22 protein-coding genes and 3 tRNA genes are annotated in these 24,506 nt (G+C 57.4%); 13 read left to right on the top strand and 12 right to left on the bottom strand.

Annotation, left to right across the window (positions count from 1 at the left end; all coding sequences use genetic code 11):
• Window position 1: 1 nt before the first annotated feature.
• On the bottom strand, window positions 2–1,390 hold the full coding sequence (gene cysG, locus P8S53_RS10335; protein ID WP_277803887.1) for a siroheme synthase CysG: 1,389 nt from the start codon (window positions 1,388–1,390) through the stop codon (window positions 2–4).
• A 290-nt stretch (window positions 1,391–1,680) separates the two neighbouring features.
• A tRNA-Tyr gene (locus tag P8S53_RS10330) sits at window positions 1,681–1,764 on the bottom strand.
• A gap of 178 nt (window positions 1,765–1,942) precedes the next feature.
• Here P8S53_RS10330 and rlmB point away from each other — a divergent pair.
• Both rlmB and P8S53_RS10320 read left to right on the top strand, forming a co-directional pair.
• On the top strand, window positions 1,943–2,737 hold the full coding sequence (gene rlmB, locus P8S53_RS10325; RefSeq protein WP_277803886.1) for a 23S rRNA (guanosine(2251)-2'-O)-methyltransferase RlmB: 795 nt from the start codon (window positions 1,943–1,945) through the stop codon (window positions 2,735–2,737).
• Window positions 2,734–3,315 (top strand): DUF2799 domain-containing protein, encoded by a 582-nt coding sequence (locus P8S53_RS10320; protein ID WP_277803885.1) that lies wholly within the window; start codon window positions 2,734–2,736, stop codon window positions 3,313–3,315. The genes rlmB and P8S53_RS10320 overlap by 4 nt, the downstream gene beginning before the upstream one ends.
• 322 nt (window positions 3,316–3,637) lie before the next feature.
• Here the strand turns inward: P8S53_RS10320 and purN are convergent, their stop codons facing one another.
• Together purN and purM are read right to left on the bottom strand one after the other, a co-directional pair.
• Entirely contained in the window at window positions 3,638–4,231 is a 594-nt protein-coding gene (gene purN / locus P8S53_RS10315; RefSeq protein WP_277803884.1) for a phosphoribosylglycinamide formyltransferase, read from the bottom strand.
• Window positions 4,228–5,274: a phosphoribosylformylglycinamidine cyclo-ligase gene (purM, locus tag P8S53_RS10310; protein ID WP_277803883.1), complete on the bottom strand. Its 1,047-nt coding sequence runs from the start codon at window positions 5,272–5,274 to the stop codon at window positions 4,228–4,230. Before purM ends, purN begins: the two co-directional genes overlap by 4 nt.
• A 129-nt stretch (window positions 5,275–5,403) precedes the next feature.
• Here purM and P8S53_RS10305 point away from each other — a divergent pair.
• A tRNA-Ile gene (locus tag P8S53_RS10305) sits at window positions 5,404–5,480 on the top strand.
• A gap of 137 nt (window positions 5,481–5,617) precedes the next feature.
• Here P8S53_RS10305 and P8S53_RS10300 read toward each other — a convergent pair.
• On the bottom strand, window positions 5,618–6,628 hold the full coding sequence (locus P8S53_RS10300; RefSeq protein WP_277803882.1) for an AraC family transcriptional regulator: 1,011 nt from the start codon (window positions 6,626–6,628) through the stop codon (window positions 5,618–5,620).
• Window positions 6,629–6,957: 329 nt separating this feature from the next.
• Between P8S53_RS10300 and P8S53_RS10295 the strand changes: the two genes are divergently transcribed.
• The 4 genes from P8S53_RS10295 to P8S53_RS10280 all read left to right on the top strand — a co-directional run bounded on the left by P8S53_RS10295 (window position 6,958) and on the right by P8S53_RS10280 (window position 12,156).
• On the top strand, window positions 6,958–9,687 hold the full coding sequence (locus P8S53_RS10295) for an autotransporter domain-containing protein (protein WP_277803881.1): 2,730 nt from the start codon (window positions 6,958–6,960) through the stop codon (window positions 9,685–9,687).
• 623 nt (window positions 9,688–10,310) lie between these two features.
• Entirely contained in the window at window positions 10,311–10,619 is a 309-nt protein-coding gene (locus tag P8S53_RS10290; protein WP_277803880.1) for a hypothetical protein, read from the top strand.
• A gap of 388 nt (window positions 10,620–11,007) precedes the next feature.
• Window positions 11,008–11,247 carry a c-type cytochrome gene (locus P8S53_RS10285; RefSeq protein ID WP_277803879.1) on the top strand — a complete coding sequence of 80 codons (240 nt, stop codon included), beginning with the start codon at window positions 11,008–11,010 and terminating at the stop codon, window positions 11,245–11,247.
• Window positions 11,248–11,253: 6 nt separating this feature from the next.
• The gene (locus P8S53_RS10280; RefSeq protein ID WP_277803878.1) at window positions 11,254–12,156 is read left to right on the top strand and encodes an EamA family transporter; all 903 of its coding nucleotides are present in this window, start codon (window positions 11,254–11,256) and stop codon (window positions 12,154–12,156) included.
• Window positions 12,157–12,202: 46 nt separating this feature from the next.
• On the opposite strand, the gene P8S53_RS10275 is transcribed toward P8S53_RS10280, so the two are convergent.
• The 5 genes from P8S53_RS10275 to P8S53_RS10255 form a co-directional block, all read right to left on the bottom strand.
• A tRNA-Ser gene (locus tag P8S53_RS10275) sits at window positions 12,203–12,292 on the bottom strand.
• A gap of 314 nt (window positions 12,293–12,606) precedes the next feature.
• Window positions 12,607–13,119 carry a P-loop ATPase, Sll1717 family gene (locus P8S53_RS10270; RefSeq protein WP_277803877.1) on the bottom strand — a complete coding sequence of 171 codons (513 nt, stop codon included), beginning with the start codon at window positions 13,117–13,119 and terminating at the stop codon, window positions 12,607–12,609.
• Between the two features lie 23 nt (window positions 13,120–13,142).
• The gene (locus P8S53_RS10265) at window positions 13,143–14,066 is read right to left on the bottom strand and encodes a P-loop ATPase, Sll1717 family (protein ID WP_277803876.1); all 924 of its coding nucleotides are present in this window, start codon (window positions 14,064–14,066) and stop codon (window positions 13,143–13,145) included.
• A gap of 2 nt (window positions 14,067–14,068) precedes the next feature.
• On the bottom strand, window positions 14,069–15,868 hold the full coding sequence (lepA, locus tag P8S53_RS10260) for a translation elongation factor 4 (protein ID WP_277803875.1): 1,800 nt from the start codon (window positions 15,866–15,868) through the stop codon (window positions 14,069–14,071).
• A gap of 65 nt (window positions 15,869–15,933) precedes the next feature.
• Complete coding sequence (locus tag P8S53_RS10255; protein ID WP_277803874.1) at window positions 15,934–16,779, bottom strand: DUF1989 domain-containing protein; 846 nt, start codon at window positions 16,777–16,779, stop codon at window positions 15,934–15,936.
• Between the two features lie 471 nt (window positions 16,780–17,250).
• On the opposite strand from P8S53_RS10255, the gene P8S53_RS10250 reads away from it, so the two are divergent.
• Complete coding sequence (locus tag P8S53_RS10250; protein ID WP_277803873.1) at window positions 17,251–19,401, top strand: malate synthase G; 2,151 nt, start codon at window positions 17,251–17,253, stop codon at window positions 19,399–19,401.
• A 135-nt stretch (window positions 19,402–19,536) separates the two neighbouring features.
• Here P8S53_RS10250 and P8S53_RS10245 read toward each other — a convergent pair whose 3' ends face one another.
• Window positions 19,537–20,646 carry a low specificity L-threonine aldolase gene (locus P8S53_RS10245; protein ID WP_277803872.1) on the bottom strand — a complete coding sequence of 370 codons (1,110 nt, stop codon included), beginning with the start codon at window positions 20,644–20,646 and terminating at the stop codon, window positions 19,537–19,539.
• 43 nt (window positions 20,647–20,689) lie between these two features.
• Between P8S53_RS10245 and P8S53_RS10240 the strand changes: the two genes are divergently transcribed.
• The 5 genes from P8S53_RS10240 to P8S53_RS10220 all read left to right on the top strand — a co-directional run bounded on the left by P8S53_RS10240 (window position 20,690) and on the right by P8S53_RS10220 (window position 24,185).
• On the top strand, window positions 20,690–21,247 hold the full coding sequence (locus P8S53_RS10240) for a NifU family protein (protein ID WP_277803871.1): 558 nt from the start codon (window positions 20,690–20,692) through the stop codon (window positions 21,245–21,247).
• Window positions 21,237–21,884, top strand: coding sequence for a tRNA (adenosine(37)-N6)-threonylcarbamoyltransferase complex dimerization subunit type 1 TsaB (gene tsaB, locus P8S53_RS10235; protein WP_277803870.1), 648 nt, complete (start codon window positions 21,237–21,239; stop codon window positions 21,882–21,884). Before P8S53_RS10240 ends, tsaB begins: the two co-directional genes overlap by 11 nt.
• Window positions 21,881–22,327, top strand: coding sequence for a GNAT family N-acetyltransferase (locus P8S53_RS10230; RefSeq protein ID WP_277803869.1), 447 nt, complete (start codon window positions 21,881–21,883; stop codon window positions 22,325–22,327). Before tsaB ends, P8S53_RS10230 begins: the two co-directional genes overlap by 4 nt.
• Before the next feature lie 176 nt (window positions 22,328–22,503).
• Window positions 22,504–23,424, top strand: a complete 921-nt coding sequence (locus P8S53_RS10225) for a sulfite exporter TauE/SafE family protein (RefSeq protein ID WP_277803868.1) — start codon at window positions 22,504–22,506, stop codon at window positions 23,422–23,424.
• Window positions 23,424–24,185, top strand: a complete 762-nt coding sequence (locus tag P8S53_RS10220; RefSeq protein ID WP_277803867.1) for a TIGR02186 family protein — start codon at window positions 23,424–23,426, stop codon at window positions 24,183–24,185. Before P8S53_RS10225 ends, P8S53_RS10220 begins: the two co-directional genes overlap by 1 nt.
• Window positions 24,186–24,206: 21 nt before the next feature.
• Here the strand turns inward: P8S53_RS10220 and P8S53_RS10215 are convergent, their stop codons facing one another.
• A complete protein-coding gene (locus tag P8S53_RS10215; RefSeq protein ID WP_277803866.1) occupies window positions 24,207–24,443 on the bottom strand; it encodes an Lrp/AsnC ligand binding domain-containing protein in 237 nt (78 codons plus the stop codon).
• Window positions 24,444–24,506 lie beyond the last annotated feature (63 nt).

Below are 24,506 nucleotides of genomic sequence, written 5' to 3'. Positions count from 1 at the left end.
ATCAGGCAGTCACTTCGGCTAGTTGTGGCAAAACGGCAGTAGCGCGCGCCGGTGTCAGACCCAGCAGCATGACAACAGGGCCACGGCAGCTGGTGACAGTCTGCGCAAGCGTGTCCAGACGGCACGGGGTGACGGTTTGCTCGGGGTGAGAGGCATTCTCGACCAGTGTGACCGGTGTGGCGGGGGCAGCCCCTTGCATCAGCAAGCGCCCCTGAATGACGCGTGCCGCGCGTTTGCCCATATAGATGGCGGCGACCGTATCGGGGCGCGCCAGCGCAGCGCAGTCCAGATCCGCGATCCCGTCCTTGTCATGGGCGGTCAGGATATGCAGGTCGGTGTTGCGCCCGCGCCGTGTCAGGCTGCGGCCAATCGCGGCACTGGCCGCACTTGCCGCAGTGATGCCGGGTGTCACCCCCCAATCAATACCCGCCGCATCCAGTGCCTCGGTTTCTTCGTCAAGGCGGGCAAAAATGGCTGCGTCGCCCCCTTTCAGCCGCACAACATGCGCCCCCTTGCGGGCGTGTTCCACCATCAGCGCGTTAATATCGTCTTGCGGGGTGGAGGGGCCGAACCCTTCCTTGCCCACAGCAATGAACACCGCCTCGCGCCGCGCAAGTTCCAGAACATCACCTGTCACCAACCGGTCATGAATGACCACATCGGCACGGTCCAGCAAACGGCGCGCGCGCAGGGTCATCAGTTCGGGATTGCCCGGACCGGCACCGACCAGATCGACACGGCCGGTTTGGTCGGTATTGGCCAGATGGCGGCGCAGCAATGCCTGCAATTCATCGTGCAGTGTTGCATCATCGGCATTGGCCATCAGTTCAGGGCCGGATTTCAGGTAGTAATCTGACCAGAAATCGCGCCGCGCGCGGCCATGGGGCAGGGCTTCTGCCTGCGGGCGGAAGGCCTTGCCCACGCGGGCCAGCCGGCCCAGACCAGCGGGCAGGCGTTCTTCCATATCTTTCTTGATGGCGCGGGCCAGAACGGGCGCCGCCCCTTCGGTGCCGATGGCCACAACCACGGGGTCACGGTCCACAATCGCAGGGGTAATGAAATCGCTGCCCCCCAGATTGTCCACAATATTGACCAACGCCCCAACGGAACGCGCAAGCGTCGCATTCGCGGCATCCTGCGCATCATCTTCGGTAGCAGAATAGACCAGCCGCATACCGGCCAGATCCTGCGCTTGTGGTGCGTGGCGTATCAGTGTGTGACCCTGCGCATGCACGGCCTTCGCCAGTTCCGGTTCGGCCATGGGCGCAAATACGGTGATGCGCGCCTGCGTCTTGAACAACAAACGCAGTTTTGCCAGTGCCGCCTCTCCATTGCCGATGACGGCGATATTTGCATGTGCGGTATCAAGGTAGATCGGAAAATGCTGCATGGCGCGCCTCTTGTTTCTAAGGTGATTTAGAACAAAATTCCGGAATTAATGCAATCTGCCCGCGCCAATAAGAACAAAATGCACATTTGGCGTGCTCAAGTGGATGAAATTCTTCGTGGCTGTATCTGCGGTGAATGCGCGGTCCAGACTTCAGGCCAAAACCGGAACCCTGTTGGCCGAAGTGCAGGTGCAGGCATGCAGCAAAGGCAGGAAATGACCGCCCGCCATGTGCCGTCACGCCAAATTCTGGCGTCCCTTGCGGGACTGGTGTTGCTGAAATTTTGGGGGAATGGTGGGCGACCCTGGAATCGAACCAGGCGTGGGTCTCCCCGGCGGAGTTACAGTCCGCTGCCGCACCTTGCAGCTCGTCGCCCTAATGTGACGCTTCGATACCGAAGCCCCGAACCAGCGTCAAGGGTCGAAACTATGCTATAAGGTAGATTATTTTGCGCCCATCCTTCGGGGTGTGCTTTGGGGGTTGATCCCGCGCAACGGGGTGCGCATGGTCAGGCTGAAAACCGGTGCCGGATGCGGCAGATTGAGGAGCGCGGCATGAAAAAGCCAGATTGGGTCATCGACAAGGAAAAGGCGCGGCGCGCGGCGAAACACGAATCGCTGTGGTTGTTCGGCCTGCATGCGGTGCGTGATGCATTGATGAACCCCATGCGCGAAAAGCTGCGGCTGGTCGTGACATTGAATGCCGCGCAAAAGCTGGAAGATGCGATTGCCGCCAGTGGCATGACGCCTGAAACCTCGGATGCGCGCAAGTTTGCGGCCCCGATTGCGGCTGATTCCGTGCACCAAGGCGCCGCACTGGAAGTGCGCCCGCTGGATTGGGGGAATACGGCTGCGCGCTGCGCCCCTGTCGACGGGGCCGGTCTGGTGGTGGTTCTGGACCGTGTCAGCGACCCGCATAATGTGGGCGCGATCCTGCGTTCGGCAGAAGTGTTCGGCGCGCGCGCGGTCATTGCGACCCAACGCCATGCGGCACCCGAAACCGGCGCTTTGGCGAAAACTGCCAGCGGCGCGCTGGAACGCCAGCCATATCTGCGCGTGCGCAATCTGGCAGAGGAAATGGAAAGCCTGAAGGATATGGGCTATGTCATGATCGGGCTGGACGGGGACGGGCCGCTGACCCTTGGCCAGACATTGGCGGCGGTGCCACGCGGCCCCATCGGGCTGGTTCTGGGGGCAGAGGGGCCGGGGCTGCGCGACAAGACCCGCGACACCTGCGATTACATTGCGCGCATTCCTGCATCGGCAGATTTCGGGTCGTTGAATGTGTCGAATGCGGCGGCTGTCGGGCTGTATGCCGCGCATCTGGCACAGCCGGACGCTGAACCATGAAAGCGCGGGTCCTGACAGTTGCGGCAATGGTGGTTCTCGCCTCCTGCGCGTCAATCAGCCGCGAGGAATGCCTGCAAGGGGACTGGCACGCTATTGGCTTGCGCGACGGGGCGGCAGGGGAACGGCCCGACATGCAGTTTGAACGCCACCAGCGCCAATGTGCAAAAGTGGATGTGACACCGGACCGCACAGAATGGCAGCATGGATATGATCAGGGGTTGCCGCGTTTTTGCACGCCCCTGTCAGGGTTGGAACAAGGCCAGCGCGGGCGCATAAACCGCAACCTGTGCCCCGCAGAACTGGCCGCGGGGTTTGATGAAGGGCACGCGCTGGGGCTGCGCGAACATGCGCAACGCGCGCGGGTGCAAAACGTATTGAATGAAATCAGCAGCTTGCAGGATAGAAACAGTGCGGTTCTTGCAGGGTTAGCGGCTGGCGAGGACACTGGACAGCGCGCAGAATTGCGCAACAACCAGTCCGAAATCCTGCATCTGCGGTTGGAACTTGGGTTGGAGCGCGCAGCGCTGCGGCGGCTGGAACGCGAAGTGGCGGAATTTCGCGCGCGTGCTGGCGGGTGATGGTGCCAGACGGCGCTGTCCTTGTGCTGTTCGAATATGGCCTTTGCAGACCTTGGGAATGCCCCAAGGCGCGGAACATGGGCTTAAGCCCGCCGCGCCATCGGTGGGCCGTCCCGCGGCCTGCCGATTTGGCCAGCAACACGCCAAGCCTTTGAGCACAGGAGTATGCAGCTTGCATAAAGTGAACTTCACCAACGCCGGATCGGCAGACCCCGGCCCACCGATGGCGCGGGCTTTGTCCAAGCGCGAATGACCGCAAAAGGCCAAGAAGACACCCGCCACAACTTGATCCCGTCATGCCGCCCGCCTCGTGCAACGCGCGTCAGGAAATCGTAAGCAGGCTTCTATCGCCCATGGCCACACGCCGCAAAACCGCAGGATACAGGCGGTGCTCCATCGGCAGCACCCGTGCGGCCAGTGTTTGTGCCGTGTCATCGGGGTGCACAGGCACATGCGCCTGCCCCAGAATTGGCCCGTCATCCAGTGCGGCTGTCACTTCATGCACGGTGCAGCCTGCCACCGTGTCGCCTGCTTCAATCGCGCGGGCATGGGTGTTCAGGCCCTTGTATTTCGGCAAAAGTGACGGGTGGATGTTCAGCATGCGCCCTTCAAACTGCGCGACGAATTCAGGCGTCAGCACGCGCATGAACCCCGCCAGCGCAATCAGGTCCGGCTGCGCATCCAGCAGGGGGCGCAGCAGCGCGGCCTCGAACGCGGCGCGTTCGAGGCCGTAAGGGCGATGATCCACCGCAGCCGTTGCAATGCCCATGTCGCGCGCCTTGTCCAGCCCGCTTGCGGCAGGGTCATTGGACAGCACCAGACAGGGGCGGGCAGGGTGGTCGCCGCGCATGGACTGCGCCAGTGCCACCATGTTGGACCCCGATCCTGAAATCAGGATCGCAACGCGCAGGATCATGCAAGCTGTCCGCTGTAGCGTATGCCGGCCCCGTCGGTGACAGTGCCGATACGCGCCACGTTCTCGCCCGACTGGGTCAGCGCGTCTGTCAGCGCATCGGCACGGTCGGCGGCGACAACAAGCACCATGCCGATACCCGCATTAAAGGTTTTCAGCATTTCATCCTGCGTAATCCCGCCCGCTGCCGCCAGCCATGCGAACACTGGCGGCAATGTCCAACTGCCCAGATCGATATCCGCACCCATGCTGTCGGGCAGCACGCGCGGCAGGTTTTCGGTCAGCCCGCCGCCGGTGATATGGGCCAGCGCATGCACCCCGCCTGCGCGGATCGCGGCAAGCGCGGGTTTGACATAGAGCCGCGTGGGCGCCAGCAATTCCGCCCCCAGCGTGCCTGCGCCAAAGGGCGCGGCGCTGTCCCAGTTCAGACCGGCATGATCCACCACCTTGCGCACAAGGCTGTAGCCATTGGAATGCACCCCGTCGGATGCCAGCCCCAACAACACATCGCCCGCGTCAACGCCTGCGGGCAATGCGCCGCCGCGTTCCATGGCACCCACTGCAAAACCGGCCAGATCGAAATCCTTGGCGTCATACATGCCCGGCATCTCGGCGGTCTCGCCCCCGATTAACGCGCAGCCCGATTTCTGACAGCCCGCCGCAATGCCGGTGATGATGCGCGTTGCATCGGCCACATCCAGCTTGCCGGTGGCGAAATAATCCAGAAAGAACAAGGGTTCAGCCCCCTGACACACCAGATCATTGACGCACATGGCCACCAGATCGATCCCGATTGTGTCCAGATGGCCGGTATCAATGGCGATGCGCAGCTTGGTGCCCACCCCGTCGGTTGCCGCCACAAGCACAGGGTCGCTATACCCTGCCGCTTTCAGGTCGAACAGCGCCCCGAACCCGCCAAGGCCGGACATGACGCCTGCGCGCGCGGTCGCCTTGGCTGCGGGCTTGATGGCCTCGACCAATGCGTTGCCCGCGTCAATATCGACACCGGCCTGGGCATAGCTTAGCCCGTTCTTTCCCTCTGACATGATTGCAGCCCTTTGCAGCAGAACATCTTTGTGCGCGCGATACCCGATTGTGCGCATCAGGGCAACCGATCCCGGATGCAATAGGGTGCTTGACCAGCGCAGCCATTGATCGTAGCAACACGTTCAGGCGGGCCTGTAGCTCAATTGGTTAGAGCAGAGCGCTCATAACGCTTTGGTTGGGGGTTCGAGTCCCTCCGGGCCTACCACTCTCGCCGTAAATGTATGAAATAATATAATTAATTTTCAATAATTCCCTTTTGGTCAGGGTTGGTTCCCAATGGCCCGTGCACGGAATTTGCGGCAATTTTCCTGTGAATCCCCCCGGCTAACATTAGGGCCGTCTTTACCGCGTTGGCAGGGCAGTCAGCGCCTTCTTGCGATACTGTAATGGCGAGACACCGGCCCAACGCTTGAAAGCAAGTGAAAAAGCAGGTGTCGATGAGTAGTCGAGAAGCCCGCCGATGCGCTCGATCGGGGCATGGGATTCTGTAAGCAGTCGCATGGCCATATTTCGGCGCACTTCGTCCAGCACTTCGCTGAAATTTGTGCCTTCGGCGGTCAGTTGCCGCTGAAGCTGTTTAACAGTGAGTCCCAAAGCGTCGGCGATGAATTCGATGCTACAGTTGCCTGTGCCGACAACACTGGGGATTGTCAGGGCAACCGTCATTCGGGCGGATTGGTCATATAGTGGCGAATGATCAATTCTGTAGCGCACGAACCGTTTGACCAGTGGCTGCAAAAGGCTGAAATTTCCATTGGTTCCGGCGTCCAGAAGGGCGTCTGAGAAAACGAACTCATCAACACTGGCATCAAATTCGATTTCGCACCGGAAGATTTTCCGGTGCGGCGCCAAATCCGCGGGTGCGGAGTGCGAAAAACGCACCAGCAACGGGTTCTCGTGCGGCAGGTTCGTGACGCGCCGCGCCAGCATGCAGGTAAGCGCAAAGATATGCTCGGTCTGCTGGCGCGACGACAGCACGAAGCTGTCGGACGCATACCGATACGTCGTCTGGCCCCGCGCGGTCTGCGGGATTTTACGGAAATTGAACCCGTTGGTATGGAAGGAAATCGATCTTATGCCAAGATCAATCCATTCCCGGAAGGTCGAGGTGAAATACTCAAGCAGTGTAAGCGGCCCAAGGTTGTGGAAATGTGGAGCGACCGCGCACGCCCATTCCAGCGCGAACGCGGGACGCTCCAGCCTGCGCGCGGCGATTTCCAGCAACAGCGCGTGACGGCGGTAAGGGATAAGCAGGTCCTGATCTGTCAGTGATGCGACCGGCAATCCGGCTTCTTCAATCAGGTTCAACGGGTCTTGGCCCAGCCCCCTGACAAGATCAACAAATCCAATCATCGAATGCGACCTGATATACGCTTCGTTGAAAGGGGGCACGGAGTTTGGAACACCTGTCACCGTTAGGTTACTCGCACTAAAATCGATAAATGTTTGAAATTGCATTTCTGAAAATGTCCTCAATTATTAAAAAAATACATCTCAAAACACAAGGGCAAATGGTCCTGAAATCAACAGCGGGGAGGTCCATTGGTAATTCTTATAGATCATTGAATATAAACGATAATTTTGCAACATCTGATGTCTCGGGGCTTTATATCTTGTTAATTTTCCATTAAACATTTTTTGCCGGTTCACGGCCAGATAAAGCAGTAGAGGACTCCTAAAAAATGGTGTTTGTAAAAAAAATGGCCTTGCCGGGACAGGTGACCCATATGCGGTCGCATAGAGGCGCGCTCTTGTCTTCGGTTTTTCTCGGGATTGGCGCAGGCTCGGTCGGTGTGGCGGCTTTTGCCAATGACGCAGCGATTGACGGGGTGGATTGCCCTGCCTGTGTTCTGCCAGATGGCCGGATTTCGGTTCCTGGCGGGTTTTTGGAAGTGGACATCAATGTCGACACCGCACCCGTTGGCGCAGCGGGCGCGCCAGTCGTGGGCACCGGAGTTTATGCTTACTCGACCCAAGATATTACTGTTACGGCCACGCAAGACATCACTGCCACAAGCCAAGCGATATTTCTGGACAGCAACTCGATCACTCCCGGGCAGGGCAACATCACGGTAACCTCATCCGGCTCGCTGACTTCGACACTTTCGAACGGTGTCGAAGTTTGGCACCCGCTTGCGGATCTTTTGCTCGACGGTCAGTCGACGGGCACGGTTGAAGGTGCCGTACGCGGCGTCTCGATCCTTGGTTGGCCCAATGCAGCCGGTACGCTGCAAATCCGCGATTTTGAAGCGATCATCGGCGGCACGACCTCGATCTTTGTCGACAACAGCTATGGCGCGGATATTATCATTCAGGGCATCGGACAGATCGGCGACAGCGACAGCACTCTTGACGGAATTTTTGTAAGCGGCGGATTCGCCGGTGGCAACGTGCTGATTACCGACAATGGCGCGATTACCGGCGGCGATGACGGGATCGAAGCCTATGTCTTTGGCGACGGAACAATGACCATCAATATCTCCGACGACGTGACGGGGGACGATTTCGGAATCTATACCCGCGCGACTGACGGTGACACTGTAATTACAGTAGATACCGCAACAGTCGATGCCACATTCACCACTGGTATCGACTCGCTGTCCACCGGGACAGGCGATACCATGATCGACATCGGTTCGGCGGGGACGGTCCAAGGCCGGCTTTTCGGACTTGTGACCGGATCGGGTACGGGCGAAGCGGCAGCAGTCGTGAACAATGCCGGTCTGATCCGCAACAGCGTGGATGACCTTAGCCCGACCAGCGCCAGCGGCGCTGCCTTCTGGGGTTGGACCGGATCGACCATTGTGAACAATGAAGGCATTGTTGCAGGCGGGTTGCATTCCAATTCTGGCGGCTCTTTCACGTTCAACAACCTTGCAGGCGGCGAATGGTATGCCGCTACCGGCGACAACCCGTTCCGTGGCACGGATACAGTCAACAATGCGGGCACCATCTTTATCCGCGACGGGGTGACGACTTTTCTTGGGCTGGATAACTTCGTGACCACCGACGGTGGGCATATTGACATGACCTTCGGCACAGCGGCGACGAATACGCTGCGGGTTCTGAACTTCAGCACCGAAGCAGGCGCTTTGCTTTCCTTCGACTTTGACGCGCAAGCAAGCAACAATGCCGGGATCGGGCATGATAATTCGGATGACGGGCTGGGCACTGCGGATACGATCCATGTCTTCGGCACAGCGACCCCTGACACGGGTACGCAGGTTGCCGTGAACCATATCAACGGCGGTCCGTCAGGGTTGGTCGGGTCGGTTGCATTGGTCTATACCGGCGTCAATATAGATGCGCCCGATCCAGGCGACAGGATCGTGTCTTCGGGCTTCTACAATTTCGCGGCACCCCGCCAAGCCGCCGCTTCTGCCTTCTATCTGGTAGATGACGGCAATGGCGGGCTTTACTACCAGTGGGCGCCGAACTTCACATCTGCAACGCTGGGTGCATATGGTGGCGCGGATATGGCCGACCCCGCAGCCACAGCAATCAATATCGCCAGCGCAGGCGCAGCCTTTGCGGGCCTTGGCAGCCTGGGTGGCTCTGGCGGTGGGACTGCGGGTGAAATTACGGAAAAGGCTGCATTCACGGCACGCGGCGGGGGTGTGAATGACCAAGCCTGTCAAAATGACCAAGCATCCAACGTATGGGTCCATGCAGGAGGCACAACCACTTCGGGCAACGGCTTCAAGGGCGATACATCTGGTATAACCTTCGGGTTCGAACGTGACCTTGGCGAATTAACCGGATTAAGCTGTGGTCAGCTGGTTGGCGGGGTTTTTGCCGGTCTTGGCAGGGCCAATCTGTCCTGGGGCAGCGGCGCATCCAAAAGCACTAACGTGACCGCAGGCGCCTACCTGCGCTATGCTGCGCCTACAGGGTTCTATGCCAGCGGGGTTGTTGCAGTAAGCTGGGCTAAATCAGACCTGTCGAACGGTATCTTCGGCTCTACAGCGATCCAGAAGTCGGTCGGTTATGCGGGCCTTGGAGCAATCGGCTATGTTACGCCTGTCAGCGCTGCGGGTAGCATCGATTTTCGTGTCGGCCTGTCCCATGGCGTGGTGAATGGCGGATCATTTACCGATAGTGTCGGCATCGAGGTGGATGACACGAAAAGCCAGTTGACAACCGCAGGCGTAAGCGTCGCCTACTGGCATCAGCTTGATGAGGTCAACCGCGGCTTCATCAGGGCGGGCGTCAACTGGATGCAAGCCAAGCGCGAAGTGACCGCCTTCGGCATCACGGTCGACGGCACATCGACGGCCACGATTGGGACAATTTCCGCAGGCGTATCCAGCGCATTGTCCGGGCGTTCCAGCCTTGACATGTCAATCCACGGTGCCTTTGCCGACAAGACCTCCAGCATCGGGGGAAGCATCGGTTTCAAGATGGCGTTCTGACAGTAACCGTCAGGCCGCCTGTTTCAGAGTATGAGTGAAAATTGAGTAAAGAACATGGCGGCCGTCAGGGTCGCCATGTTCCGTTTGGGGCGCAGGGGTTGGTTCTGATGTTGGTCGCCATATCCAGACCAGCCTGAACTACGCCGTTTTGCGATTTCTGTAGTTCCACCCGGCGGGGCAACGCGCACTTTCCTGTATTGGCCGATGGGCTGCACGGGACGGGCGCAACCACACCTTGGGTAAGCCGGTTTTGACGCGCAAGAACGCCGTGTGCCTTCGGCGGTCGGTTGTTGCTGAAGCCCGTGCCGCGCCAAATCTGCGGGTGCGGGGTGCGAAAAACGCACAACCAACAGGTTCTCGTGCGGCAGGTTCTTGACGCGCCGCGCCAGCATGCAGGTCAGGGCGTGCTCCGGCCCGGTGCGGTCTGCGGAGCTTTGCGGAAATTGGACCACACCATCCCATATGTCCTTAATTATCCCATATGTCCTTAATTATCCGATATGTCCTTAATTATGAATAATAATACATCCAGAAAGCAAGATTCCAAAGACTCAATAATAACAAGTGAGGGGTCTTCAGATAACCTGCCTAGTATTTGTTTTTAAACAAAAAAATTTCAATAAATGGCAAAATCAAGCTTTGATTCTTGTCAGTTTCCTACTACGTTTTGCGTAAGTGTGTATGTGCGAAGGAGTGGGATAAATGCATGTAATTTGGTGGATAGTTCCTCCAGCGATAATCGAATTTGCAGTGCTTATTTGGGCCATAGCGAGGCTTTTTTGATAGCTGACACAAGCAAAGCGGTGGTGGACCCCTTTGATGTGACGTGTGATGAAGCAGACACATGGAACACTGAAGATATTACCGGCGGTTATGTCCGTGATTTCGGTTTTTCCGGGCTGTCGATTCTGGCATCGCGTTTGGCGGCATGACCGACGCTGACAGGATGTCTTCCTATGGCGGCTGGGCAGCACTAAATTGGGGCGGGGTGCGTGGCAATCCGGCAGGCTATATTGCCCATTGCGACACTGCACCGTCGCGCCAATGCGAAAATACCACCCGCGCGGGCTGTGATTTGCGCGGGCTGGATGTGCAGACGCTGTTGGGTCAACGGCGCACGGGTGCGCCCGCAATGCACCCCGCAAGCTGTGGCAATCTTTCAAGAGGAAAACGAAGACCCCGTCTGCATTCTCTCCGACGGCGCTGATCGCACCGCGCGTTCATCTGGGGCTGTAACAAGGGCGATAGGCGCTTTCCTCCATCGCCGCCGCGCACTATAGGGCTGGTAATGCAGATCACGTCATTCAAGGCCCCGCGCATATGACACAACAATCCATGCAACGCCTTGTTTCGCTGAACGCGCTGGTTTTGGGGGGCAATGGCGCAGCCCTGTTCACAGAGAATTGCACCGCATGTCACGGAATGGACCGGCAGCAAACCCGCGCCCCCGGCACGTCTGACGTCGCGCAACTCAACCGTCCCAATTCGATGCGGGCCATGCGGGTCACCTATGGCGCGGGCGCGCCGCTGCTGGATAAGCGCGCATATAAGCTGGAATAAACCTGCATGGAATTGTGGATCACCCTTTCAATCGCGGCGGCTGCGTTTCAGACCTTGCGATTCATGCTGCAAAAGCACCTGAGTATGGGCGCGCTTAGCGCGGGCGGGGCAACGCTGGCGCGGTTTTTCTATTCTGCGCCCTTTATCATGGTGCTTGCGCTTGGCTATCTGGGCATCAGGGGGGCGGGGGTGCCGGATTATATGCCGCTGTTCTGGGTCTATGCCGGTATCGGCGGGCTTGCCCAGATTCTGGCGACATGGTGCGTTGTGGCGCTGTTTGCCGAGCGTAACTTCGCAGTTGGAATAACCTTCAAGAAAACCGAGGTCATCCAGACGGCGGTTGTGGGGCTGGTCATTCTGGGGGACCGGATATCGCTGCCTGCGGTGGGGGCTATCGTGCTGGGGCTTGTGGGGGTGTTGCTGCTGTCGGACACACCCGGCCTGCAAGGGCGCTGGTGGCGGCGGCTTGGCAGCCGCGCGACCGTGCTGGGGCTGGCATCGGGCGCATTCTTTGCCATCTCGGCCGTTGGCTACCGTGGGGCAACACTTGAAATCGCCAGCGACGATCCGCTGCTGCGCGCGGCGCTTGCGCTGTGTGTGGTCACCCTGCTGCAAGCGGCCGGCCTGTCGCTGTGGCTGATGTGGCGCGAACCCGGGCAGCTTGGGCAGGTGATCGCGGCCCGGCGCACTGCGGTCTGGATGGGCTTGACGGGAATGGCGGGCAGCTTGTGCTGGTTCACGGCGTTTACGCTGGAAAACGCCGCATTGGTTTTCGCAGTGGGGCAGGTGGAGGTGATCTTTTCGCTGTTCGCAGCCGTGCTGTTTTTCGGAGAGCGTATAACCGCGCGCGAAGGCCTGGGCATCGCGCTGATTTCCCTGTCCGTGATCGCCGTTGTCGCCTTTCGATAAGGCGCGGCGCGGTTAAGGCAATTCTATAAATGAAATCAAAGGCGGGTGGCGGAGACGATGGGATTCGAACCCACGAGACCCTTCCGGGCCTACTCCCTTAGCAGGGGAGCGCCTTCGACCACTCGGCCACGTCTCCGTCGACCCGTTTAATGATGTGGGGGAGGGGCCGCAAGGGGAAAGTGGCGGATTTTGGCAAGAGATTTGGGTGGATTGGGAGAAGATGGCGGTCTTGGCATGTCGATTGGATAACCGACTGACTGCATGCAACACATACAGGATGTGATGAGCCAAAGCACCACCTCTAAGTTAAGCAGATATCAATGAGTTATAATCCTAATAAGATTAAAAGTACAAAAATGAATTGTATAATCTTCGATTAATTCCGGCCTATCTAACTTCAAATATATTTACCATACCTGTTGTATACTTGGAAAGTAAAAGCCAATAATATCATCGGATATTGAAATAATTCCAAAGACCTGGGTGAATACATATTCCCAGCTCTGTCTTGAGAAACTCCTCCCCTCTGTGGAACCAATAGTAGCGCCTACTGCTAAAGGAGTCATCAAAGTTTCCAATTACGCCAAAGTGAAATAAATCATCTCTAAGTGTAGTTTGGTTACTAAATCTAAATCTTGCTAGAACCTTCGAGTCAAATTCATCGAAGGTACTGTAATGTCGTTTATGTACACTTTGACGTAAAGTGAGAGCTATCTCTTTTCCATGTCGAACACTTATCTCATCTTTTATTTCATTTATAGCACGCCGTGAGTACTCGTTTAGTGCATTCTTAATTTCATCTTGCCCAATGCGTGTTGAGTTTGGATTCTTATCGGCGATTGAGTTTAGCAGCTGAACAACATCTCTAGGTCGTCCCCAAGTATTTATTTTCAAGAAATTTTCAATAGAAACTTTTTTATTTCCAAATCTTATAGAATTGTCACAAAATTCAGAAAAATTCATTACTTCTGGCTGATTTGAGTGAATTACTTTTTGGACAAAACTCTGTATAGTAGGGTCTCTTCTCCATCATTTATGTCCCACTCAAGGTCAACACTTTTTCCGTCAACAAGCTTTCCAATCTCTGAATCCATATCGTTTAACAGATTTCGAATCTCAGGTCGCAGAGCGCAGATTATATTAAAATCAATCTTCCATTTCACAAAAAAATTATTGAGCTCTCTGGCGCATCGAAGAATATCTCGGACCATCGCTGCGCGAACCCTTACTTCGTCATCAGCCGCATCTAATCTTGACAAAACCAATTCATCAACAAACAAATAAAGAAGATGCGTGTCATGATACTTTTTAAGAAGCTCCAAAGCAGCATTTATAAACTCACTAAGCGGTACTTCACCATTTTGGTAACCTGAAAAATCAAATCCAACCGTCGCAGGCAAACCCAAAAAATCTAAAGACACCTCAACGGAAGCAGATTTTAATATACCTTCAAATATTGAAGATAATTTATTCCTTTTACCCAAAACAAAATCCGTAAATGGTGACGAAAGTGAATTTGTTTTTAGTTCTTCAGCGATTTTTACCAAAAATGTTCTTGTCCAAATTTCACGAAAATCATAATTTAAGAAAATATTCTTAGGATTTCCTATTCCTAGGATGTCTATTTTTTGGGTTTTTCCAGCACTATTAAAATCGTTCGGTTTAATATCACTATGAAACGAGAAGAATCGACACAAATATCCTCTCTCTTTTAGTTTATCTGAAAGGTAAAATTGGACTGCTGTTTTTCCTGACCCTTTTCTACCTACAATTATATACTTTCGTTTGTTGTTTAAAGCGTTAACAGAAAATGAACTTGGAAGAATAAATGTCGAGTGAAAATAATCAGGAAAGTTATTTCCCTCGTCAATCGCTTCAACATCACCAAAATAGCATTCTGAAAGTAACATCCTCACCCATCCATCTTCAGCGCCGAAATAAACGCCTGCTGCGGAATCTCCACCTTCCCGAACTGGCGCATTTTCTTCTTACCGGCTTTCTGCTTTTCCAGCAGCTTTTTCTTGCGCGTCACGTCGCCGCCATAGCATTTCGCCGTCACATCCTTGCGCAAAGCCGCCAGTGTTTCGCGCGCGATCACCTTGCCGCCGATGGCCGCCTGAATGGGGATTTTGAACATGTGGCGGGGGATCAGTTCTTTCAGTTTCTCGCACATGGCGCGGCCCCGCATTTCGGCGCGGTCGCGGTGCACCATCATCGACAGGGCGTCTACAGGTTCATCATTGACCAGCACCTGCATCTTGACAAGATTGTCCTGCCGGTAGCCGGTGATTTCATAGTCGAATGACGCATAGCCCTTGGAGATGGATTTCAGGCGGTCATAGAAATCAAACACCACCTCGTTCAGGGGCAGGTCATAGACCACCATCGCGCGGCTGCCTGCATAGGTCAGCTCCTGCTGGATGCCGCGACGGTCCTGACACAGTTTCAGCACATCGCCCAGGTAGTCATCGGGCACCAGCACCGTGGCCTTGATGCGCGGCTCTTCGATATGGTCCACATGGGTCAGATCGGGCATGTCGGCGGGGTTGTGCAATTCCGTCACCGACCCGTCGCGCATATGCACATGATACACCACCGACGGGGCCGTGGTGATCAGGTCGATGTCATATTCACGCTCCAGCCGGTCGCGGATAACCTCCAGATGCAGCAGCCCCAGAAACCCGCAGCGGAACCCGAATCCCAGCGCGGCCGAACTTTCCATTTCATAGCTGAAGGACGCATCATTCAGCGCCAGCTTTTCGACCGCGTTGCGCAGATCGTCGAATTCGGCGGAATCAACAGGGAACAACCCGCAAAACACCACCGGAACCGACGGTTTGAACCCCGGCAGGGGTGTTTCACAGCCCTTCTTTTCATGGGTGATGGTGTCGCCCACTTTGGTGTCGCGCACCTGTTTGATGCTGGCTGTGAACACGCCAATGTCACCGGGACCAAGTTCAGGCACATCGACCATGGCGGGTTTGAGGACGGCCAGTTTGTCGATGCCGTATTTCGCGCCTGTCTGCATCATCTTGATGTTGTCACCCTTGCGGATAACCCCGTCCATGACCCGGAACAGCACGACAACCCCCAGATAGGCATCATACCAGCTGTCCACCAGCATCGCCTTCAGGGGCGCGTTGCGTTCGCCCTTGGGGGCAGGCAGGCGCTTGACGATCGCTTCCAGCACATCGGGAATGCCAAGGCCGGATTTGGCGGAAATCAGCACCGCGTCAGAAGCGTCCAGTCCGATCACATCCTCGATCTGGGCCTTGACCTGTTCGGGTTCGGCGGCGGGCAGGTCGATCTTGTTCAGAACCGGCACAATCTCATGACCGGCATCAAGGGCTGTGTAGACATTGGCCAATGTCTGCGCCTCGACCCCTTGGGATGCGTCCACCACCAGAAGCGAGCCTTCGACCGCGCGCATGGACCGGCTGACCTCATAGGCGAAATCGACATGGCCGGGTGTGTCGATCAGGTTAAGCACATAGGCCTGCCCGTCCTGTGCCACATAATCAATGCGCACAGTGTTGGCCTTGATGGTTATCCCGCGTTCGCGTTCAATATCCATCGCGTCGAGCAACTGCTCTTTCATGTCGCGGTCGGATACTGTGCCGGTGGACTGGATCAACCGGTCAGCAAGCGTGGATTTACCGTGGTCGATATGCGCCACGATGGAGAAATTGCGGATGTGCGAAAGCTCTGTCATAGGTGACGATATGTAGGGGAAACGCACGCTGGTCAATATGCCGCGCGCGCGCAGCCCATAGTATTTCAGTCGTGGCTGTGCCTGCGAGAGTATCGGTTATGCGACGGGCTGTACCATCCGTCCAGCGCACCGGCGGGCGGGGCGTATACTGTCACGTCCAGCGGGTGGCATTGCGGGCTGTCGGAACTGTGTTGCGTGCCGCAATCCCCGCCGGGACAGGCAGAAAGCGCACAAAGCAGGTCGATTTCCGCAAAGAACTCGATATAGTCGCCCTTGCGCGCGGGGCTGGCCTTCATGAAATACTGGCCGGTATCTTGTGTGAAGCCTGTGCACATAAAGACATTCAGCACATCATGCACCAGCAACTCCGCCTCTGACAGGGGTTTGTCCAGATGGGTAGCCAATGCGCGCGTCAGGTTGGAATGGCAGGTGTGATGATAATCCTGCCCTGTCAGCAAGTGGTGCGTATAGGGGTCGCAGCGCGTGCCGATTACGTCATGCACCCGCCCGCCATGGTCATCAACGCCATACCAGTCCAGCGTGTCGGTCAGCACGGTCGCCATTGGGCGCAGATAGGGCAGGCAGGACCACAGCCTGTCGCCGACATTGATATGGCTGCCATGCAAGGCGCGGGTCTTGCCGGAATAGAAATGCTCATCAAGATTGCGGGCTTCAAACAGGTTCAGATCCCCCACCTGCGCGCCTTCGGGGCAGGAAATGCGAAAGAAACTGCCCGCTGTGACGTAGAAACAGCGCGCCTCGCGCGGGGGAATTGTCACGCGGCTGGTTTCCGTAGCTTTGGCCCGCGCGGCGCGGTAGGTGTCCAGCGGCGGCTTGTAAAGTGTATCATTCGGGTAGCAGACCACCGGCGCAACAGCGCGGCGGGCATCGGCATCTTTGGGGGCTTTCATGGCTGTTCTCCTGCCAGACATTCCTTGGGTTCGCGTCCCTTTGGCAGGGCGGTCTGCGCACCACATGCCGCGCAAGTGAACATAACCCGCCCATCGGCCAGTTTCCGAGCATCCCTGCGCCACCGGCAGCCGCGGGTTTCCCACGGCCGCAAAAGCAGTATCACGGCAAAAGCCACAAGCAGCGCAAGAATAAGCAACATGGGGATGTTGTGCCGCAGATGGCACTGACCTTCAAGCTGTCATTATAGATATTCACCAGTTGCGGTACGCAGCGCGGGACGCATGTGCAGGGGGCAGGCGGGCGGTTTTATCAAGAAAAGCAATCAGAACCTGTTCATAAACCTGAATGAATAAAGAAGAATTTGGCCTTGTCTGGCATTTTCCAGCGATTAAGGTTAGCCAAACACACTGGGAATGACCGGATGTCACCGGCTGCGGTGGCATGGACAAAAGCAAGGGACACCAAAGCATATGACACAAGGCGTTGCGCGACATGGTTTGCAGGTTGATGCACAGCTTGCTGCATTTCTTGAACAGCAGGCACTGCCGGAAACCGGTATTTCCGCTGATGACTTCTGGCAGGGGTTTTCTGACCTTGTTCATGATCTGACGCCGCGCAACCGCGCCTTGCTGGACACGCGCGCAAGCTTGCAAACCCAGATTGATGACTGGCATGTGCAGCACCGCAACCAGCCCCATGATCTTGCATCCTACAAGGCGTTTCTGGAACAGATCGGCTATTTGCTGCCGGAAGTGGCACCGTTCCAGATTGCCACAGAAAATGTCGACCCTGAAATCGCCACCATCGCGGGCGCACAGCTTGTGGTCCCCGTGACCAATGCGCGCTATGCGCTGAATGCCGCCAATGCGCGCTGGGGCAGCCTGTATGATGCGCTTTATGGCACGGATGCGATGGGAACACCGCCCCCCGCCGGCGGGTATGAGCAGGGACATGGCGCGCGGGTGATTGCGCGCGCGCGGGTATTTCTGGATGCGGCCTTTCCACTGGCGGGGCACAGCCATGCCGATGCGCGGCTGTATCATGTCAAAAACGGCGCGCTGCTGGTCGATGGTAAACCGCTGGAAGCGCCGGAAAAATTTGCAGGCTATCTTGGTGATCCGCGCGCGCCTGATGCGGTGTATCTGGTCAATAACGGGCTGCATGTGGAACTGGTGTTCAATCGCGCGCACCCGATTGGCGGGCGCGATCAGGCGTGTCTGGCCGATATTCGCGTAGAATCCGCACTGTCCGCGATCATGGATTGCGAAGATTCCGTGGCCTGTGTCGATGCCGCCGACAAGGTGCAGGCTTACGGCAACTGGCTGGGCCTGATGAAGGGTGATCTAAGTGCCGATCTGCAAAAAGGCGGGCGCACGATGACCCGCCGCCTGAACCCTGATCTGGACATTACGGCCCCCGATGGCAGCGCCAAAGTGTTGAAAGGGCGCGCAGTCCTGTGGGTGCGCAATGTAGGCCACCTGATGACCAACCCCGCCATTTTGGACAAGAACGGCGAGGAAGTGTTCGAGGGGCTGATCGATGCCATGATCACCACGCTATGCGCCCTGCATGACCTGCGCAAGACGGATGGACCGCGCAATTCGGCCACAGGGTCTGTCTATATCGTAAAACCCAAAATGCACGGCCCCGAAGAAGTGGCCTTCGCCGATGAGATTTTTTCGCGGGTTGAAACCGTGCTGGGCCTTGCGCCCAACACCATCAAGATGGGCGTGATGGATGAAGAGCGCCGCACGTCTGTCAATTTGCAGCAATGCATTCACGCCGCGCGCAACCGCATTGCCTTTATCAACACTGGTTTTCTGGACCGCACAGGCGACGAAATTCACACCAGCATGGAAGCGGGTCCGTTTTCGCGCAAGGATTTCATCAAGCGCAAAGGCTGGATCAAGGCCTATGAGGATCGCAACGTTGATATCGGCCTTGAATGCGGGCTGATGGGGCGTGCGCAGATCGGCAAGGGTATGTGGGCCATGCCCGACCAGATGGCAGGTATGCTGGAAGCCAAGCTTGAGCACCCGAAATCGGGCGCGAACACGGCATGGGTGCCATCGCCCACCGCCGCGACCTTGCATGCGCTGCATTATCATCAGGTCAATGTGCGCGCGGTTCAGGAAAAACTGGCCAAAGGCGGCCGCCGCGCCCATGTCGAGGCGCTTTTGGACATTCCGCTGGCCAGTTTCCGCAAATGGACGCGCGAGCAGATCATCCGAGAGGTTGAAAACAACGCACAGGGCATTCTGGGATATGTCGTGCGCTGGATCGATCAGGGGGTGGGGTGTTCGAAAGTGCCCGACATCAACGATGTGGGCCTGATGGAAGATCGCGCCACCTGCCGTATTTCCAGCCAGCATGTGGCCAACTGGCTGCATCATGGTGTGGTGTCAGATACGGACGTGATGGATGCGATGAAGCGTATGGCCGAAGTGGTCGACCGCCAGAATGCAGATGACGCCGCATATACGCCAATGGCGCCTGGTTTTGATGGAATAGCGTTTCAGGCCGCGTGTGATCTGGTGTTTGACGGTCGCGCGCAACCTTCGGGCTATACCGAACCTGTGCTGCATGCACGCAGGCTGCAACTGAAGGCATCACAAGGCTGACTGATGTTTTCGGGCCGCAGCCAGCGGTTGTGGCGTTGCGGCCCGTGATGTTGTGTTATTGAATTAAAATAATGCGTTGCACTGGAATGCTAAGGAATAACATTAGCACATCACCGTAAGTGATTGCTTTAATTATTAAATATCTGATAGCGCCTTCAGGAACGCATCAACATGGTCTTCAGATGTGGACCATGATGAAACCAGCCTTGCCGCAACGGGTTCGTCCGGCGGGCCGTCAAGTGTCGCATGATCCGGCCAAAGAAAATATTGCGCACCAGCGGCTTGCAGCCTTGCATGAACCGCGCGTGGCAATTCCACGAACAGCATGTTACCGCCCCGTTCAAACAGGACCCGCGCATCGGGGTGTGTGCGCAGCCCGTTTTCCAGCCGTGCCGCCATCGTGTTGGCATGCGCTGCAAGGTCCAGCCACAGATCATCTTGCAGCCATGCCATCATCTGCGCTGCAAGATAGCGGTTCTTGGACAAAAGATGCCCGCCGCGTTTGCGCCGCAGCTGGAATTCCCATGCCTGCGCGGGGTTGAACATCACAACCGCCTCGACCCCCATCAACCCGTTTTTCGTGCCACCCAGCGACAGCACATCAACACCTGCCTGCCAGCTGTATTCGGCGGGGCTGCACCCCTCAGTGACCAGCGCATTGGTGAACCGCGCCCCGTCCAGATGCACCGGCAACTGATGGGCGCGCGCCTGCGCACAAACCGCGCTTAATTCGGTCGCGCTGTAGCGGGTGCCACATTCCGTCAGGTTTGTCAGGCTTAGCATTGCGGGCTGCACCTGATGCACGCCGCCCTTGCCTGCGCGTATCACCGCGTGATCCAGCGTTTGCGGCGTTATTCTGGCCTGCGCGCCCTGTAGCGGCACCAGTTTGGCACCATTCGTGAAAAATTCGGGCGCGCCGCATTCATCCACGTTGATATGTGCCAATTCGTGGCAAAATACCGCGCCCCAAGGGGGGCAATGGCTGGCAATGGCCAGCGCATTTGCCGCAGACCCGGTGGCGACCAGAAAGACCTGCGCATCGGGGGCGTCGAACACATTGCGAATGCGGTCGCGCAGCGCCAGACTGGCCGCGTCATTGCCATAGCCTGCGGCAAAATCATCATTGGCACGGGCCAGCCCGTCCAGAACTTGCGCTGGCACGCCAGAGGTGTTGTCAGAGGTGAAGAACATAAACCGAAACTGTCCCGCCACTGCGCCCGTGTCAAGCGCGCCTTGACACAGCATAGGGCAGGGCGCATATCCCCAGTAGACACAGGAGTAATGCGCAATGTTTATCCAGACGGAATCCACCCCGAACCCGGCCACGCTGAAGTTTTTGCCCGGTCAGGATGTGCTGGGCATGGGCACAGCTGATTTTCCAAGTGCAGAGACGGCAGGCACGTCCCCGCTTGCCAGCCGCCTGTTCGGCGTCAGTGGCGTTACGGGTGTGTTTCTGGGATCGGATTTTGTGACCGTCACCAAGGCCGATGATGTCGACTGGCAGCATATCAAGCCCGAAATTCTGGGCGCGATCATGGAGCATTTCCAGTCCGGCGCGGCGGTGATGGATGGGGACGCGGGCACCGGCCATGTGGCGCATGACGGGCCGGATTCCGATATTGTGAACCAGATCAAGGAACTGCTGGACACGCGTGTGCGCCCCGCAGTTGCGCAGGACGGGGGCGATATTACGTTTCACGGGTTTGAACGCGGCATCGTCTATCTGCATATGAAGGGCGCATGTGCGGGTTGCCCGTCATCGACATTGACGTTGAAAATGGGCATCGAGAACCTGCTGCGCCATTACATCCCCGAAGTGACAGAGGTGCGCCCTGTTGCGGTCTGACGCCGTCATCCTTGGCTTCGACACATCGGCCGCGCATTGCGCGGCCGCTTTGGTGCAGGGCGACACCCTGCTGGCAGAGTTGCACGAAGACATGGCCCGCGGGCAGGCAGAACGCCTGCTGCCCTTGCTGGAGCAGGTCTTGTCCATGGGCGGCAAGGGCTGGCATGATCTGGACGCCCTGGCGGTTGGTGTGGGGCCGGGGAATTTTACCGGCATTCGCATTGCGGTTTCTGCCGCACGCGGCCTGTCGCTGGGCCTGAATGTGCCGGCCATCGGGGTGTCGGTTTTTGATGCCCGTGCCGAAGGTCTGCCCCGCCCGCTTTGCGTGGTCGAGGATGCGCGGCGCGACGAGGTGTATATGCAAAACTTCGCGCCCGACCCCGACACGGCGCAAATGCTGGCGCTGGCCAACGCACCTGCGCTGATCAACGGTGCAGCCGTGACCGGCAGCGCGGCGCAAGCGCTGGCGGATCTGACGGGTGCGCAACTCATAGCGCCCCGCTTCGGGCTGGCGCATGCCATTGCGCGGGCAGCTTTGCACCGGCTGGGCCAGTCCAACCCGCGCCCTGCGCCGCTGTATATCAGACCGGCAGATGCCGCGCCATCGTCGCAGCCACCAGTTGCCATTCTGCCATGAATGCGCCGGACGCATCTGCGTTGGCGGCCCTGCACACGCAGGCATTCACCTTGCCTGCACCATGGTCGGCACAGGATTTTCTGGGTTTTCAGGATGATCCGGCCTGCATTTGGGAATGGAATTATGCGCCGGACGGGCAGCTTGCCGGTTTCGCGCTGTTCCGGCATATCGCGGATGAAGCAGAACTGCTGACGCTGGCGGTTGCGCCGCATATGCTGCGCAAGGGCATTGGGCGCGCCGTTTTGGATGCGGGGGTGCACCGGCTTCGGGGGCGGGCGAAATCGTGCTTTCTGGAAGTGGCGCGGACAAATATGGCGGCGCGCGCCATGTATGAACAGGCCGGGTTCGTGCAGGTTGGTTTGCGCAAGGGCTATTACCGCCCAAATGATTGTGCCGCCCCCGTCGACGCACTTGTTCTGCGCCTTGACGTGCCGTCTGCGTAAACAATCCCGCGATCAAAATTCGGAATGTGGCGCGAAAGTTGCAGGCAGGGCGGGAATTTACCTGATTGCATCAAATCGCGGCAGGCCCCCTTGCCCTGTAACGTCGTGATTGTCATGGTGGAGGCAGAAGGCAGGGAAGCGCGAATTTTCTGCCCCTTTTCAGGATCAGGGAAACGATGCAGATCTATCTGCCCATCGCCGAAACATCGGTAAACGCCTTCACCTTGTTGGGGGTTGGCGGGGGGGTCGGCGTTTTGTCGGGCATGTTCGGTGTGGGCGGCGGTTTCCTGATTACACCGCTGTTGTTCTTTATTGGTGTGCCGCCTGCCGTGGCGGTTGCGACGGGGGTTAATCAGGTCGTTGCCTCGTCTATTTCCGGTGTGTTGGCCCACCTGAAACGCAAGACGGTCGATTTGCGGATGGGCACGGTTTTGCTGATTGGCGGGCTGGTCGGGTCCATCATCGGGATATGGTTTTTCAACCTGATGCAACGGCTGGGGCAACTCGATCTGATTGTGCAGCTGTCCTATGTGATTTTTCTGGGCATCATCGGCGCATTGATGCTGCAAGAAAGCTTGCGGGCCTTGCGACGGTCCAAAAACCCGCATGCGCCGCGCCGGAAGCTGCATACCCATAACTGGGTGCATAACCTGCCATGGAAAATGAAATTCCGCGCCTCGGGGCTATATATATCGGTGGTTCCACCTTTGCTGGTCGGCGTGGGGGTGGGCATACTGGCTGCGATCATGGGGGTTGGCGGCGGGTTCGTTCTGGTGCCTGCGATGATCTATTTGCTGGGTATGCCCACCAAGGTGGTGATTGGCACGTCCTTGTTTCAGGTGACTTTTGTTGCGGCCTTCACCACCATGATGCATGCGCTGACCAATTATTCGGTCGACGTGATGCTGGCGATCTTTTTGATTCTGGGCGGCGTGATCGGCGCGCAGATCGGCACGCGCATAGGCTTGCGGATGAAGGCCGAACAGTTGCGGATATTGCTGGCGCTGCTGGTGCTGGCGGTCTGTGGCAAGATCGCGCTGGATTTGTTGCTGACCCCGTCCGAGGTGTATTCGATCAGCATTCCGGGGCGGTTCTGATGCGGGGCGTCGTGCTGTTCATACTGCTGGGCATGCTGTCGCTTCTGCCCGCACGCGCAGAGGAAGTGATCGTCGGGCTTAGTCAGAACCGCGTGTCGCTGACCGTGAATTATGAAGGGTCAGAAATTCTGATTTTCGGGGCCGTGCGGCGCGAAGCCCCGCTGCCCGATGATAGTGATCTGGATATCATTGTCGCGATCGAGGGGCCGCCCATGCCTGCGGTGATCTGGCGCAAGGCCAGACGTTTGGGTATATGGGTGAATACCGAAAGTCAGGAAGTGCGCGCGGCCCCCAGTTTCTATGCGGTTGCGGGCACCGCGCCGCTGAGCGATATCCTGTCGGCAGAGGCGGACCTGACCCACCGCATTTCAACACGGCTGGCAATTTTTGAAGCGCGCGGACCGGACCCGCGCGACGCAGCCGCCTTCACCGAGGCGCTTATTCGCATAAGGCAGGGCGAGCAGCTTTATCAGGAACTCGACAGCACGGTTGCCCTGCAGCGTGACACATTGTTCAACACCCGTGTCACATTGCCCAAGAACATCGTCGAGGGCACCTATACCGCGCGAATATTCCTGCTGCGCGATGGCGATGTCCTGCACGAGACGGAAACATTCATCGACGTTCAGAAGGCGGTGCTTGAACGCTGGTTGTATAACATGGCCTATGACCGTCCCGCGCTTTACGGCCTGATGGCGCTGGCGCTGGCTGTTTTCTTTGGCTGGGGGGCGTCCGCGCTGTTCCGCTTCGTGCGAAGCTGAGGAACGCTTCTTTGGCCCGCGTCAGAATGCCTTGAATGTCATGGTTGTCATTGTGCGGTTGATGCCCGCAATGTCGAACAGGCGTTCATTCAGGAAATGGCCCACATCTTCATTTTCAGGGATATAGATTTTGGCGATCAGGTCATATTCGCCGGATGTGGAATACAGCTCGGACACAATTTCGCGGTCATAAATTGCATCGGCAACGTCATAGGTTTTGCCGGGCTGGCAACGAAACTGGACAAAGACACAGCGCATAGGCATTCCTTCCGGACAAGGGCAGGGTCGGCGGGCAGGGGCGTTGCCCCTCTTGGGCGCGAG

The sequence above is a fragment of the Roseinatronobacter sp. S2 genome (assembly GCF_029581395.1).
In the GTDB taxonomy this organism is placed as follows: domain Bacteria; phylum Pseudomonadota; class Alphaproteobacteria; order Rhodobacterales; family Rhodobacteraceae; genus Roseinatronobacter.
The sequence above is the reverse complement of the archived record's forward strand: the minus strand, read 5'-3'. Positions and strand labels throughout refer to the sequence as shown.